The organism is Paenibacillus andongensis, assembly GCF_025369935.1.
In the GTDB taxonomy this organism is placed as follows: Bacteria; Bacillota; Bacilli; order Paenibacillales; family NBRC-103111; genus Paenibacillus_E; species Paenibacillus_E andongensis.
Genome location: NZ_CP104467.1, coordinates 6765066 through 6779877, shown reverse-complemented (window position 1 = coordinate 6779877; position 14812 = coordinate 6765066). Strand labels below are relative to the sequence as shown.

Genomic DNA, 14812 nt, shown 5'->3' with positions numbered 1-14812 from the left:
CGCTTTTACAAATGACGATAAAGGAGAACAGAACATGTTTATTGAGATTGTAGCGATTGTGTTATCCTTAGGCCTTCTGATGTTTTTTGCTTACAGAGGCTATCCGGTCATCGTGTTCGCACCTATTTTCACCTTGCTGGCTGTATTGATTTCGGGGATTGCTTTAATGCCGAGCTATACAGAAGTGTATATGGTGAACGCAGCGAATTATGTGAAAAACTTTTTCCCTATCTTCCTATTGGGAGCTGTGTTCGGTAAAGTGATGGAATTGAACGGTGCGGCGTCCTCCATTGCGCAATCGTTAGTGAAGGCATTGGGGTCGAAGAGAGCGATGCTTTCCGTTGTTCTTGCTTGTGGTATCTTAACGTACGGCGGTGTTTCTTTATTTGTGGTAGCGTTTGCAGTGTATCCTTTCGCTGTTTCGATCTTCCGAGAAGCGAATATTCCGAAGAGATTGATTCCCGGTACGATCGCTTTGGGGGCATTTACGTTTACAATGGATGCGCTTCCAGGAACGCCGCAAATTCAAAATATTATTCCTACAACCTATTTCGGAACAGATTCTTACGCAGCTCCAATCCTTGGTATTATTGGCGGTCTTATTGTATTTGGCTTAGGGCTGTTCTGGTTGGAACGCAGACGCAAGCAAGCGGAAGCTGCTGGTGAAGGCTATGGCTTAGGACATAAGAATGAGCCTGAGGGATTGGAAAATCAGAAATATCCGAATCTCTGGGTATCCATCATCCCATTGGTGCTGGTCTTGGTATTTAACTATTTGCTGAGCAGAGGCTTCTTAACGGTAAACAATTGGTATTCAGCTGAACTTTTGAAAACGTTTAATATTGCCAACGTAAAAACGGTATCGTCCTCCTGGGCATTGATCGTGGCCTTGCTAATCGGTATTCTGTCTGCAATCTGTATTAATGTGCGCGTTGTTCAAAGCAAATTGGCGGCAGGCTTAACTGCAGCGGCAATAGGGGCACTTCTTGCCATTTTCAACACGGCGTCTGAAGTAGGTTTCGGTAATGTCGTAAAAACACTGCCGGGCTTCAAAGCGATTCAAGGTTGGATTTTAGGCTTAAGTTCCCATCCGCTTATCTCTGAAGCCATTTCCGTGAATGTGCTGGCTGGCGTTACGGGCTCTGCATCTGGAGGGTTGTCTATCGCTTTGGAAGTCATGGGTAAGCAATATTTGGAAGCAGCCAACAATGCAGGGATTAGCCCGGAACTGTTGCACCGGATTGCTTCCATGGCATCGGGTGGTATGGATACGCTTCCTCATAATGGTGCCGTTATCACACTCCTTGCCATTACAGGTCTCACACATCGACAGTCGTACAAGGATATTTTCGCAATTACGGTTATCAAAACAGTAACGGTTCTCGTGCTCGCGATCATTTTATCGATTTTTTAATAGTTAAAGATGGAGGTATGCACAAATGTCCAGGTTCTTGGAAAATAGAGTCGCTTTAATAACAGGAGCGGCAAGCGGTATCGGTCTTGAAATCGCTCGCACTTATGCACGGGAAGGAGCCAAGGTGGTCATTTCCGACATCAATGGTGAACAAGCGAATCTGGCTGCGCTGCGGCTGCAGGAAGAAGGCTTTGAAGCTATAGGGGTCAAATGTGATGTAACGCAGGAGCCGCAATTTGTCGAAGCCATTGAAACCGTGGTTCAAACCTATAAACGGCTGGATATTCTCGTCAATAATGCAGGGCTGCAGCATGTTGCACCTATTGAGGATTTCCCCGTAGAAAAGTTTGAATTCATGATCAAGGTGATGCTGACAGGTGCTTTTATCGGAATTAAGCATGCCTTTCCTATCATGAAGGAACAAGGCTTTGGCCGGATCATAAATATGGCTTCGATCAACGGAGTGATTGGCTTTGCAGGCAAAGCGGCCTATAACAGCGCAAAGCACGGGTTGATTGGCTTGACGAAGGTAGCGGCACTGGAAGGTGCCGCTCACGGCATTACGGTGAACGCGCTGTGTCCGGGATATGTAGATACACCTCTTGTTAGAGGCCAGCTGCAGGACTTGGCGAAAACGCGCAATGTTCCTCTGGAACGTGTCCTTGAAGAAGTGATTTACCCTTTGGTTCCACAAAGGCGCCTCTTAGCTGTAGAGGAAATTGCTGACTATGCGATGTTGATTGCAAGCGATAAATTACGAGGGGTTACGGGAGCTTCACTACTAATCGACGGCGGTTACACGGCACAGTAAATATAGATCAACCTAGGGATAGGAATAGGAGAGGGATCATCATGAATAAAATATGTTCTTCCATGGAGGAAGCTGTATCGGATATTCGTGACGGAGCCACGTTAATTGTTGGCGGTTTCGGGCTTTGCGGGATTCCGGAGAATCTGATTGCGGCGCTTAAAGCGCAAGGAACCAAAGATTTATGCGTAGTTAGCAATAACTGCGGGGTAGATGATTGCGGCCTTGGACGGCTGCTGGCCAATAAACAAATCAAGAAAATGATTTCCTCCTACGTGGGAGAAAACAAAACGTTTGAGCAGCAGTTTTTAAGCGGAGAGCTCGAAGTGGAACTGGTTCCTCAAGGGACGCTTGCCGAGCGAATTCGCGCTGGCGGAGCCGGCATTCCGGGGTTCTATACAGCTTCAGGCGTAGGCACTTTAGTCGCAGAGGGCAAGGAGCTCAAAACATTTGACGGACGGACTTATCTATTGGAAAAAGGGATTGTTGGTGATTTTGCCTTGGTCAAAGCTTGGAAAGCTGACCCGCTGGGCAATCTAGTGTTCCGCAAAACATCGCGCAACTTCAATCCGCTGGCAGCAGCAGCAGGGAAAGTGACGATCGCTGAGGTGGAAGAAATTGTGCAGGTGGGCGAGCTGAACCCGGACGATATTCATACGCCAGGTATTTATGTGCAGCGGATTGTGAAGGGTGCGTCCTATGAAAAACGGATTGAGCGTCTCACGGTTCGAAGTAAGGAGGTATCGGTATGAAAAACGACCGTTTAACGATCATTAAATGCGCAGTCGAAGAAATAAAAGATGGCATGTATGTCAATTTAGGCATTGGTTTGCCGACACTTGTCGCTAATTATATTCCCCCGGAAATGACGGTTATGCTGCAATCGGAAAATGGGCTTCTGGGCATCGGTGCCTACCCTTACGCAGGAGAAGAAGATCCGGATTTGATTAATGCAGGCAAAGAAACGGTAACCGCTGTAGCGGGCGCTTCTTTTTTCGACAGTGCAGAATCGTTCGCTATGATCCGAGGCGGCCATATTGATTTGGCCATTCTTGGCGGTATGGAGGTAGCAGAGAACGGAGACCTTGCCAACTGGATGATTCCCGGGAAAATGGTGAAAGGGATGGGCGGCGCCATGGATTTGGTCAACGGCGCCAAACGGATCATTGTCATCATGGAACATGTGAATAAGTCAGGTGAGTCAAAGGTTAAAAAGGCGTGCACTCTGCCTCTAACAGGCAAAGGTGTGGTGAATCGCCTGATCACGGATTTAGCCGTTTTTGATTTTACAGAAGATGGCATGGTTTTATCCAACATACAGCCAGGCGTAACGATGGAAGAGGTTCTCGCCAACACGGAAGCGCGTTTTACCATCAGTCCTCTACTTCACAATGAACCTCAGATGAGCAAAGGAGAATCGTTATGAGTAGAGAAGTCGTCATCGTTAGCGCAGTTCGTACAGCCGTTGGCAGCTTTCAGGGAGCACTGGCGGACATATCCGCTCCGCAGCTGGGCAGTACGGTTATCCAAGAGGCTCTGAAGAGAGCTAATCTGGCTGACAGCCAAGCTGACGAAGTCATCATGGGTAACGTGCTTCAGGCTGGACTTGGGCAAAACCCAGCCAGGCAAGCTTGGCTGAAGGCAGGTTATTCGCAATTCGTTCCAGCGATGACGATTAACAAAGTGTGTGGTTCGGGCCTAAAGGCTGTCATGCTGGCGGCACAGTCTGTGAGCCTCGGAGATGCGGATATCGTGGTGGCAGGCGGTATGGAAAATATGACACAAGCGCCTTATCTGCTGCCCGGGGCTCGCTCGGGCCTGCGGCTCGGTGACAGCACCATGGTGGATTCGATGATTCGGGATGGATTATGGTGCGCGATGTGCGACATCCATATGGGCATCACGGCTGAGAATATAGCGGAGCATCACCACGTTACACGTGCAGAGCAGGATGAGTTTGCTGCGTGGAGTCAACTGAAGGCGGAACAGGCCATTGCATCCGGCAGATTCAAGGATGAAATTGTACCGGTTACCATCCCGCAAAGAAAAGGCGATCCGGTGTTATTCGCGCAAGATGAATTTCCTCGGGCGGGTACAACAGCTGAAGTTCTGGGCAAGCTCCGTCCTGCTTTCAAAAAAGAGGGAACGGTTACGGCTGGCAACGCTTCTGGTATTAATGACGGAGCCGCTGCATTGGTTGTTATGTCTGCAGCTAAGGCTAAAGAGCTTGGGCTTCAGCCCTTAGCTCGAATTAAGGGTTATGCGAATGCGGCCTTAGATCCATCCATGATGGGCATGGGACCCGTTGATGCGGTTCATAAACTGCTCCGTAAAACAGGAGTCCCACTCGATAGCGTTGATTTATTTGAGCTGAATGAAGCTTTTGCTTCGCAGTCTTTAGCTGTTGGCCGCGAACTGGGCATCCCAAGGGAGAAATTAAATGTCAATGGAGGATCGATTGCCATTGGACACCCAATTGGTGCAAGCGGAGCCCGCATTCTGGTTACGCTGCTGCATGAGCTGGAGAAGAGAGATGCTAAGCTGGGTGTGGCTGCTTTATGTATTGGCGGCGGACAAGGCGTAGCGATGTTGGTCGAGCGAGTATAAATGGAGAAAAAGAGCAAGCCGCTGCGGCTTGCTCTTTGCTGTATAGTGGAGCTTTTGGATTCCGTTTTAAACGCGAAAGCTAGTTACTCGCTAACCATGCGATTAGTCAGGCTTCCTAATTTCTCAATCGAAATGGTAACGATATCGCCGTCTTTTAAGTACACACGCTTATCAACGGGATCGCCGAGCACAACACCTTCCGGAGTACCTGTTAGAATAATGTCTCCCGGATATAGCGTCATATGCTGAGAAATATAGCTGACAATTTCGTCACAGTGGAAGATACGGGACCGGTTGCCACAGCACTTATCTGCCGCCCGGAATGAACTGCTTAATCCACCCGCCGAAACCCTGCGGATTCCTCGTTTGAATAAGCACGACACCTTCGCCGCGGAATCGGCAAACAACGCCCTCGCCGCTCGTCAAACTGGATAACCAGCCTTTGGCCGCTTTTTCAATCGTATACTGCGTATAATCCGGCCAAGCGACGAGATGCCCGTTATCAATGATCACTTCTTGCCCTGGAGCAAGATTAATGGCATGAATAGCGCCGTAGGAGGAGAGGAACACGGTGCCTCTTCCGCTAATTTCAACGATGAAAAAGCCCTCGCCAGACATAAAGCCGCTCATCAGGTTTTGCATTTTCGTATTCACCTGAATGCCGGATGTTCCAGCAAGAAAGCCGTCTTTTTGTACATATAGCTTGTAGGATCCGTCCAGTTCTACGGCTTCAATATCTCCAATGACCGTAGGTGCCAGTAAAACCTCGCCCGATCCTCTGGTTGGAGTTAGTTCTTGGAAGAAGAATTTCTCGCCGCTCAGCATTCGGCCTAAACCGCGCATGATACCGCCCTCAACAGTTCCCTTGAGTTCGATATTAGGGGACATCGAGACCATGGCTCCAGCTTCCGCCTTGATGTTCTCGCCTGCTTCAAGTTCAACCTTCAACATAGGAAATGCGCCTTTGTATAGAATTTCGTGTTTCATAGTGATCCTCCAATTTAATAGAAAGTGTTAAGGCGTTTTTGAATGGTAATGACTGTCTAAACTGCGATTCGTATAGACGAATCCAGCACAGAGCAGTAAAATGCCCATCGTGACATAGAAGACGGACGAGAAACCGTACGCTGCCGCAAGATGGCTGCCAATTAAAGGGCCAATCAGATTGCCCAGGAACAGCGATGAAGTATTAAAGCCGTAAGCGGTCCCCTGGATCTGAGTAGGGGCTAGCTTCATAACCAGCGCATTCAGAGAGGGAATCATGCCGCCGATGAACAGCCCAAGCAGGAACCTGCCGACCAGGAGCATGGTGATGCTGGTGGCAAAAGCCTGCGGGATGAAGGCAAGTGCCGCCATCGATAAGGCGATCACAAGTGTTTTGCGCTGACCGATACGGTCGCCAAGTCGCCCTAAAGATGGAGCGCCAAACAGGTTCGCGATGCCGGTAATCGCAACGATTAGACCAGCGAACAGCTCCAAGTGGCTGCCGGTATATAAGGTCTTCGCGTACACTGTCACAATCGGCTCGATGCTCATCATGCCGATCTGTGTGATCAGGGAAGCAGCGAAGACCGGGAGCAAGGGCCGAAACAGCCGCCAATCGGTGCGCTGTCGTTCTTTTTTCTTAGAGGGAAGCTTACGCTCCTCTTTAATGAAAATCATGACGATGATGCTCGCACAGAGCATGAGCCCTCCTGTGAAGAAGAACACATGGCTGTAGCCGAAGAATCCAGCCAACAAGCCCCCAAGTAAGGGGCCGATGAGCGATCCGGCGATAGCTCCCGTTTGTAAGGTGCCGAGCGACTTGCCCGAATGCTCCGGCGGTGTAACGGAAGCTTGAAGAGACACCGCCATGGAGATGAAGCCGGAGAAGATACCGTTGAGTAGCCGTAGAGACAGCAGCTGCCACGGTGACGTGACGATGCCCATAAGTGCTGTTACAATCGCCATCCCGAATCCGGCGCGAAGCAGCATGATTTTACGTCCGCGTCGATCCGCGATAGCTCCCCAGAGAGGCTGAGTGAGAAACGATGTGATGAACTGTGCAGCGACAATCCAGCCTGTCCAACGTACAATTTCGCCAAGATCTTGAACCCCGAGTTCTCCGATGTAGAGCGGTAGAAATGGAAGAACGAGATTCATGCCGCACATAACGGAGAAATTAGCACCCCATAGAATCCATAGTGACTTTTTCCAATGTAAGGGGGAGGGCATGGTCGAGGGCTCCTTATCATTTTTTTTCCAGTATAACATAAAAAGAGCTATCCCCAAGCGGTTATGGCCGCATGGAGGATAGCTGCGCAACAGGAGGTTTTATTGATTCATATTCGACATCATGGCGCCGAAGAAGAGGACAAAGAAAATAAAATAGAGACCGAGTCCGATGAGAGCCCAGATTAAGCTTGCTTTGGCATAATTCGATTTTGTAGGGTTTTCTCCTTTACTGAATGCCCATAGGAATAACATCACAATATTCACCAGAGGAATCGCAAGAAGCAGGATTGTAATCATCCAATCTTTTACACTTAGTACCGGTGCATGTTGCTGATCTTCCATATCAAGTCAACTCCCTCTATGTTATATAAGTTAACTGTATTGTGAAGTTAGCTTATATATGCCTTCGAGTTGATCGTTCATTATCCTCGTGAAAACTGCTGCCTGTACTTGCGAGGAGAGATACCTTCCATTCTGGTGAAGCAGGTGGCAAAATAGGCAGGCTGCTCAAAACCCACCTCTTCAGCGACATGCGCAACGGGAAGATCGGTTTGCAGCAGCAGCAGCTTAGCCTGCTGGATCCTTAATCTAAGCAGGTATTCCGTTGGGGAGCAGCCATATTCTTTTTGCATGCAGCGTGCAATGTAAACAGGGTGGAAGTTGACATGATCGCCGAGCTCTTTGGCTGAAACAGATGCTTTGTAATGCTGCCTTAAATAGGCGGCTGCTTTTTCCGCGCAAGCCTTGGAAGGTGATGGATGATCGTTGTCCGTGGAAGCGGAAAGCTGGCGCAATAGCTCGTGAAAAAGCTGCTGCTGCGCAAAACGGACACTGCTCTGATGAGCACTCGGCTGCAGCTGCTGAAGCTGTTCGAACAGGTCATAGGTTTTTTCTGGCTGCAGAAGTGTTGTATATTGCGGGATCCGTATCGTAAAGGGCTCTACAGCAAATGGCTCAATTGGGGTTTGTGTTGGATCTTCCAAAGGTATAGGTTGGACCGTATGGTCTACCATAGCCCATGATCCTCCTGCGTGAAAGTGCATCCAATAAGTACCCGTCAGCTCGGAGCAGACTTGGGTAGCGAAATGATAGCTGTCCGGCCTTAGAATAACGGCTTGTCCAGCTGCTACCTCGAACCTAGCATCCTCCTCGCCTATATAGAAGCAGCCTGATGTGGTGATCAGTAAATCAAACACTTGGATATTTCGTCTGCTCGGATGTTTGCTGCCTTTGGATATCGTGCTGAAGCCGCTTGTAATGTAGTGCGGCAGCGGAGGGACAGTCATTTCGATAAATGCCATTGGAGTCACCTTTTCATCTCTTGAATGGAGGTTGGAATTTTGAAACTTTAAGTTGCAATACTCATACTTGGTGTCAACTATAGCATCTATAATTTGAACAGACAACAAAGTTTCATTTATATAAAAAGAGAGATGATAATCGGATGGTGAAAAACATGGTCAACGAGAAAAATAAGTTTACACTATGGCTTCTAGCTTGGCCTATTTTCGTCGAATTGCTTCTGCAATTGCTTTTAGGTGCCGTCGATACCTTAATGGTGAGCCGTGTTTCGGATGATGCAGTAGCGGTAGTCGGTTTATCGAACCAACTGTTCCAAGCGATGATGATCTTATTTATGACGGTTGCGAGTGGCGCCGGGATTTTGATTGCTCAGAAAATCGGAGCCAAGCAGAATGAATCTGCGCGCACCGTTGCCATTATGGCCGTAACCGTCAGCGCATTGATAGGCAGTGTATTGAGTGTGATTCTTTATATGGAGGCTCGCCCTCTGGCTAAACTTTTCCATTTGGAGGAGCGGCTGCTTCCTTTGGCTGAAACCTATATCTCGATTGTGGGGAGCGGGATGGTTTTAACAGCTTTGACGGCTTCGCTTAGCACTGTAATTCGGAATACAGGGAACACTAAGGGGCCGATGATAACGGCGATTGGTATGAATGTGATACACATCGTGTTTAACTACGGATTTATATATGGAGAGCTTGGATTTCCTCAACTGGGGTTAACGGGTGTGGCTATTTCGACACTTGTGAGCCGGTTGCTCGCGACATGTTTGCTGCTGTTTATGTTCGTTTCCGCGTTCGAGCGGAGGATGGAGTGGCGGGATCTAATCGTATTCAATCGAAAGCTGTTTGGCGATATTTTGAAAATAGGTTGGCCCCTCGGCGTGAACATGTCTTCTTGGGTATTGACGCAATTGACGATCTATACGTTCCTAGCCACGATGGGAGCTAAGGAATTGGCCGCGAGAACGTATATGAACACGCTCGAGTCGATTTGTTTTATGTTAGGCTATTCCATTGCCTTAGCTGTTCAAATTCAGATAGCCCATCTGTATGGGGCTGGAAATATCAAAGAAGCTTATAAGAGCGGATATCGAGGTACATGGATTGGACTCGGTCTGGTTGGATTCAACAGCATCATTCTCTTTCTCATCGGCAAAAGCTTCCTGGGTTTCTTCACCTCGGACGCGGATATTATCAAGCTGGGACTTTCGTGTCTGGTGCTGACACTTATCTTGCAGCCGGGGAGAATGCTCAATATGGGCTTCGGTAATGCGCTTAGCGCGGTAGGCGATACCCGTTACAATATGATCATTTCACTGTTCTCGATGTGGGGCGTTGCCGCGGGCCTTTCCTATGTATTAGGCCTGCACATGGGCTGGGGGCTGGCGGGTATTTATGTCGCCATGATTTGCGATGAATATTTGCGCGGTATTCTCGTCGTCATCCGTTGGCGTCAGCAGAAATATTTGCGCCGGGCGGAGGCCCGAGGTAAGAGCGCTGCTGCTTCAGGGAGCGGTGAGGCAGCTGGAGTAGGCGTGCATGCGTAGGTTGGCAAAGCGGATAGTTCAATTTGATTCTGAAAGGCACGGGATTGCTTCCGTGTCTTTTTGTGTTGCGAGAATGGAACACTCATGTAGATACACCAACAAACTAAACTTGACATGCAGACAAACGGTTGCATATAATGAGGGCATGGATAAAGTATTTAAAGCTCTTGCTGATTCAAGCCGAAGACAGCTCCTTGACGAGCTCTTCAAGAAAAATGGTCAAACATTAAATGAACTATGTGTTCATCTAGAAATGACGCGTCAATCCGTAACCAAACACCTGCTTATATTGGAGGAAGCGAATCTTATTCTTATTGTTTGGCAAGGCCGAAATAAAATTCATTATCTAAATGTTGAACCCATTGCAGAGATTTATGATCGCTGGATCAGCAAATATGATCGTGATCGTATCGAAGCATTGCTTGAACTTAAAAAGCAGCTTGAAGCGGAGGATTAAAATGACGGATGCAGCATTTGTTTATGTAACTTACATCAAGACGACGCCGGAAAAGCTTTGGGAAGCTTTGACAAGCAGCAATTTTACCGAAAAATACTTCTTCGGAAGCCAAATTCAATCGGACTGGCAAGAAGGCTCTAGCGTTACCTATTCGCGGAATGGACAAGTCACCGATCACGGAATTATTTTAAAGTGCGAGCCGCACCGGTTACTATCTTTTACATGGAACATGGTAGGGGATAAAACCACACGTAAGGAGCCGTCACAGGTCACCTTTGAGTTGAAACCGCTGGATTCGACTGTAAAACTAATACTTAAGCATGAAAATTTAGTATCTGCTGACATCGTGGATAAAGAAGATACCTTTGAGGGATTAAATAATGGATGGCCGGCCATTCTGAGCAATTTAAAGAGTTTACTCGAAACAGGGAACACGTTGCCGCCCATTTCCATTTAGCCCATCACAGTTACATTGAAAGAGAGTTGATTTAGGTTGAATAACCTTACGAAATTTAAGATAGTTAAGCCCATTAATGAAGTATTCGAAGCTATTATAGACCCTGTGAAAATGTCTAATTATTGGTTTTCTTCAGGTTCTGGAAGATTGGAGCAAGGTAAGACGATTACTTGGAGATATGATGAATATGATGCACAAGTGGATATAAAAGTATTGGAAATTGAGGTAAATAAGAAAATCGTATTCCAGTGGGGCGCAACGGATGATGGACATGTTGTTACGATTACGCTGAAAGAGCTAGATAATTCGAGTACCGTTATTGCAGTTGACGAAGAAGGCTTTAATGAAAATGATGAGAACCTTCTAAGCCAAATGATCGATAATAAAGAAGGCTGGGTTTACATGTTGACCTGTCTGAAAGGGTATTTGGAATTTGGTGTTAATCGACTAAGAGCAGCCATTGTAAGGTAACTGTTCAATTTGAAAAGTAGTTCGAAAGAGCCTAGGGGCTCTTTTTTTATTGTATAGGAGGGAAATTATGCGTAATGCGGATCTGAGGATAAGTGTTTCAGAATGGAAATGGGAGGGAGCAGAAGAAGATGGGTGAGCCAAAGTCGTATAAAAAGAAAGGGACAGTCAAGGCAAAAGCTGTTCCTAGATTGGATGCAGAAATGGTAGCCACTTAGCAAGACCTGCCATCTTCAGTCCCCTATCCGTAAACCGCTCAACCGTCCATTTCGTGTCGATTCCCGTATAGCCGCTCCTTCTGCCAAGTAGCCAAATTATAATGTTCACCCACCTGTGAACCTATTCTTGATATCTACCTGTCCTCGCATCAAACTTTTTAACTATACTCTCCAATAACGGAGCACGTCCATACCATGGTCCAATCACAAATAAGCCGCACCATAGTTCTTCTATTTGTATCCCAACCTCAACATACACCTGGTATCACCAGATATTAGCGGAACATAGATCTATTTCCCGCTTTCTGGCTTCTCAGACTCTGGGCACTCCTTTCAATTGCAAGGGAAAGCTACCCGACTCTAGTTAAAGGAACGTCGATTCGCTAATTTAGGAAATCTGCGTAATAAATCGAAGAAGAGGAACATGAATGCGCTATTTGATCATTTGAACGATCAGGAGTCAAAAAAAGCGAAATAACGCATCGTCGTTCCTCTTCCTTCTGCTTTCGGGTGTTTTTCGTCCAAATAGAGTATCGACGTTCCCTCGGGCAATACTTAGCATCCTAAAGTAAAGGGTAATGAGGCATAACTTCCCCAAAAATCACTTTGGCAGTCCCAAGTCCATGCATGTACCCAAGTCACCCCCTACCTGCGGTAGGTGCGAAACAGAATGTCACGGTTGTAGTTGCCAAACCCTTCACCGTACAAGGTCAAACCGCCGACATGCGCCGCATGGCTCGGAACTTCGAGCCGCAGTGTCCACTCGTTGCGGGACATGGGGAGATCCTTGATCGAGACAGCCGATAGCCGTTGTCCGTCAAGGAAGGTTCCCTGCTCTGTGACCCGGATGATTTTCAACCAACCATATTGGTTGATCGTGTCCGGCCACCAGGCAGGCGTGAGTTGGCCGCGGCCTTGTCCCGAATCACCGGGACTCGTCCAATAGCCGAGCAGCGTATCATTGACGTAAAAATGAATGTCGGACGGCCAATTCGCTTGAATTCCTGGTGCTTCGGAGCCGATTTCTAGGGAAATCTCGATTTCCTCAAGTGTCTGACCGGGCAGCACATAGTTCGGAATGCGATACTCGACGAAGCCGCTTCCGAACCAAAGAATCTTGGCATGCATCCGCTCAGGCTCGAAGAAGAAGCGCGGGTCATCATACTGACCAATTACATGTTCAGCCGTAGCCAGACCGCAGGTTGGATGCACATCGAAGCGTGTATAATGGCCAACCGGAATCTCCACTTCATCGAACGCTCGCTGCTGCTCCATGGACTGCGGGAGCAGCATTTCGATGCGAGAGAGGGCTAACTTGCACATTTTGTGCGTGCCGCCTTCCTTGCGAACTAATGCTGTCTGAATAAGCCCTCCAGCCTCGAGCTTTTTTACATGCATGGTTACGATGGCGCTGCTTAATCCGAGCATATGGGCTAATTCCTTGACATTCGTCTCTTTCTCAGCAAGCAGTTCCAATATCTTAAGCCGCACATCGCTAGCCAGCGCTTCATACAGCGGCAGCCATTTGCGGTCTGTTGTCGTTTGGATCATCGGACAATCTCCTCATAAGTAGACTAATTAATGAAAATATGAATTCAACAGAAGGCTGATGAAAAGCTTGAAATCATCCGCTGATTATTGTTTAATATAGTCAATAACATAATATATGTATTAACCGATTCATATTTTTATTAATTATACTACGAGGTGAATGTAATGTCTATGAAAGCAAGTATGATTGTCGACAAAGATTTTAAAATTGGAGAAGTAGATTCTCGTATTTATGGCTCATTTATTGAGCATTTGGGACGCGCGGTCTATGGCGGGATTTATGAACCTGGACATCCGCAAGCGGATGAGCAAGGCTTTCGAGCTGACGTACTGGAGCTGGTAAAAGGGTTGGATGTTCCGATTGTTCGTTATCCGGGAGGCAACTTTGTATCCGGTTACAACTGGGAGGATGGCATTGGACCGTTAGAAGGACGTAAGAAGAGGCTTGATCTGGCTTGGCGCACCATTGAACCTAACTTGGTTGGGCTGAACGAATTCATGGATTGGTGCCGTAAAGCAAATACAGAAGCAATGATGGCTGTTAATCTGGGGACTCGCGGTCCTGATGAGGCAAGAGATATCATTGAATATTCCAATATCAAAGGCGGTACCTATTGGAGTGATTTACGGATTAGTCATGGGTACAAGGCGCCTCATAATATCAAAACCTGGTGTTTAGGCAACGAAATGGATGGCCCTTGGCAAATAGGCAGCAAAACAGCCGCGGAATACGGACGCGCAGCTTGTGAAACGGCCAAAGTCATGAAGTGGGTAGACCCTTCGATCGAACTTGTTGCTTGTGGCAGCTCCAATTTGAATATGCCGACTTTCCCTGACTGGGAAGCGACTGTACTTGAGCATACGTATGATCACGTTGATTATATTTCACTGCATCAATATTATGGCAATCGTGATAAGGATTCAGCCAATTTCCTCGCACAATCTATGGGCATGGATCTGTTCATTCATACGGTGATCTCGACGGCGGATTACATTCAGGCCAAAAAGCGCGGAAAGAAGAAAATCAATTTATCCTTCGACGAATGGAATGTTTGGTATCATTCCAATGATGCGGATCGCAAAATAGAGCCTTGGTCCATCGCGCCACCGCAGCTTGAAGACATCTACAACCACGAAGATGCCTTGTTAGTTGGTTGTATGCTTATCTCCATGTTGAAGCGTGCGGATCGTGTGAAGATGGCTTGTTTGGCACAACTCGTTAACGTCATTGCACCAATCATGACAGCGAATGGGGGAGCAGCTTGGAAGCAGACGATCTATTATCCTTACATGCACGCAAGTGTGTTTGGACGAGGGACTGTTCTTGTACCGCTGATCAAATCACCGAAATACGACGCGAAGGATTATACGGATGTGCCTTATTTGGAAGCCGTTGCGGTTCATAACGAAGACAAGTCTGAAGTAACGATCTTTGCAGTTAACCGTCATCTGGAGGAAGCACTCCCGCTGGAGCTGGATCTACGCAGTTTTGGTGAATGTCGAGTTATCGAGCATATCGTTCTGGAGAACGATGATCTGAAAGCTTCGAATACCATTGATGCCCAAGATCGGGTGAAGCCTCACACAGGCGGTAATGCGACCACAACTTCAAACAGCCAGATTCAGGCGGTACTTGGCAAAGCATCGTGGAACGTCATTCGATTGAAATTAGTTTAAAAGGCGAGGACGATCATTAACTACATTAAAAAGACATGGTAGGGGACTAATGCCCGCTGCCATGTCTTTTTTTAACATATAAGAATTTGG

Annotated in this window: 16 protein-coding genes and 1 pseudogene; 10 read left to right on the top strand and 7 right to left on the bottom strand. The window is 47.4% G+C overall.

Annotated features, from left to right (window positions below; translation table 11 throughout):
* Positions 1–34 precede the first annotated feature (34 nt).
* The 5 genes from NYR53_RS30305 to NYR53_RS30285 are packed head-to-tail and all read left to right on the top strand — an operon-like array spanning position 35 to position 4829.
* Positions 35–1414: a GntP family permease gene (locus tag NYR53_RS30305; RefSeq protein ID WP_261302750.1), complete on the top strand. Its 1380-nt coding sequence runs from the start codon at positions 35–37 to the stop codon at positions 1412–1414.
* A gap of 25 nt (positions 1415–1439) precedes the next feature.
* A complete protein-coding gene (locus NYR53_RS30300) occupies positions 1440–2225 on the top strand; it encodes a 3-hydroxybutyrate dehydrogenase (RefSeq protein ID WP_261302749.1) in 786 nt (261 codons plus the stop codon).
* A 41-nt stretch (positions 2226–2266) separates the two neighbouring features.
* The gene (locus NYR53_RS30295; protein ID WP_261302748.1) at positions 2267–2974 is read left to right on the top strand and encodes a CoA transferase subunit A; all 708 of its coding nucleotides are present in this window, start codon (positions 2267–2269) and stop codon (positions 2972–2974) included.
* Complete coding sequence (locus tag NYR53_RS30290) at positions 2971–3648, top strand: 3-oxoacid CoA-transferase subunit B (RefSeq protein WP_261302747.1); 678 nt, start codon at positions 2971–2973, stop codon at positions 3646–3648. The genes NYR53_RS30295 and NYR53_RS30290 overlap by 4 nt, the downstream gene beginning before the upstream one ends.
* Positions 3645–4829, top strand: a complete 1185-nt coding sequence (locus NYR53_RS30285; protein ID WP_261302746.1) for an acetyl-CoA C-acetyltransferase — start codon at positions 3645–3647, stop codon at positions 4827–4829. The genes NYR53_RS30290 and NYR53_RS30285 overlap by 4 nt, the downstream gene beginning before the upstream one ends.
* Positions 4830–4912: 83 nt before the next feature.
* On the opposite strand, the pseudogene NYR53_RS30280 reads toward NYR53_RS30285, so the two are convergent.
* The 5 genes and pseudogenes from NYR53_RS30280 to NYR53_RS30260 form a co-directional block, all read right to left on the bottom strand.
* Positions 4913–5113 (bottom strand): annotated as a pseudogene (locus tag NYR53_RS30280) (fumarylacetoacetate hydrolase family protein); the annotation flags it as partial.
* A gap of 22 nt (positions 5114–5135) precedes the next feature.
* Complete coding sequence (locus NYR53_RS30275; protein WP_029194582.1) at positions 5136–5816, bottom strand: TIGR00266 family protein; 681 nt, start codon at positions 5814–5816, stop codon at positions 5136–5138.
* A gap of 27 nt (positions 5817–5843) precedes the next feature.
* Positions 5844–7043 carry an MFS transporter gene (locus tag NYR53_RS30270; protein WP_261302745.1) on the bottom strand — a complete coding sequence of 400 codons (1200 nt, stop codon included), beginning with the start codon at positions 7041–7043 and terminating at the stop codon, positions 5844–5846.
* Positions 7044–7142: 99 nt separating this feature from the next.
* Positions 7143–7385 (bottom strand): hypothetical protein, encoded by a 243-nt coding sequence (locus NYR53_RS30265; RefSeq protein WP_261302744.1) that lies wholly within the window; start codon positions 7383–7385, stop codon positions 7143–7145.
* 80 nt (positions 7386–7465) lie between these two features.
* Positions 7466–8344 (bottom strand): helix-turn-helix transcriptional regulator, encoded by an 879-nt coding sequence (locus tag NYR53_RS30260; protein ID WP_261302743.1) that lies wholly within the window; start codon positions 8342–8344, stop codon positions 7466–7468.
* A 155-nt stretch (positions 8345–8499) separates the two neighbouring features.
* On the opposite strand from NYR53_RS30260, the gene NYR53_RS30255 reads away from it, so the two are divergent.
* From NYR53_RS30255 to NYR53_RS30240, 4 genes are all read left to right on the top strand, one after another.
* Positions 8500–9894 carry an MATE family efflux transporter gene (locus NYR53_RS30255; RefSeq protein ID WP_261302742.1) on the top strand — a complete coding sequence of 465 codons (1395 nt, stop codon included), beginning with the start codon at positions 8500–8502 and terminating at the stop codon, positions 9892–9894.
* Positions 9895–10039: 145 nt separating this feature from the next.
* Positions 10040–10351, top strand: coding sequence for an ArsR/SmtB family transcription factor (locus NYR53_RS30250; RefSeq protein WP_261302741.1), 312 nt, complete (start codon positions 10040–10042; stop codon positions 10349–10351).
* Position 10352: 1 nt separating this feature from the next.
* Positions 10353–10808 carry an SRPBCC family protein gene (locus NYR53_RS30245; RefSeq protein WP_261302740.1) on the top strand — a complete coding sequence of 152 codons (456 nt, stop codon included), beginning with the start codon at positions 10353–10355 and terminating at the stop codon, positions 10806–10808.
* Between the two features lie 36 nt (positions 10809–10844).
* Positions 10845–11279: an SRPBCC family protein gene (locus NYR53_RS30240; protein WP_261302739.1), complete on the top strand. Its 435-nt coding sequence runs from the start codon at positions 10845–10847 to the stop codon at positions 11277–11279.
* 183 nt (positions 11280–11462) lie between these two features.
* Here the strand turns inward: NYR53_RS30240 and NYR53_RS30235 are convergent, their stop codons facing one another.
* Positions 11463–11603, bottom strand: a complete 141-nt coding sequence (locus tag NYR53_RS30235; RefSeq protein WP_261302738.1) for a hypothetical protein — start codon at positions 11601–11603, stop codon at positions 11463–11465.
* A gap of 536 nt (positions 11604–12139) precedes the next feature.
* Positions 12140–13045: an ArsR/SmtB family transcription factor gene (locus NYR53_RS30230; protein WP_261302737.1), complete on the bottom strand. Its 906-nt coding sequence runs from the start codon at positions 13043–13045 to the stop codon at positions 12140–12142.
* Between the two features lie 165 nt (positions 13046–13210).
* On the opposite strand from NYR53_RS30230, the gene arfA reads away from it, so the two are divergent.
* Complete coding sequence (gene arfA, locus NYR53_RS30225) at positions 13211–14722, top strand: arabinosylfuranosidase ArfA (RefSeq protein WP_261302736.1); 1512 nt, start codon at positions 13211–13213, stop codon at positions 14720–14722.
* The last annotated feature ends 90 nt before the right edge of the window (positions 14723–14812 follow it).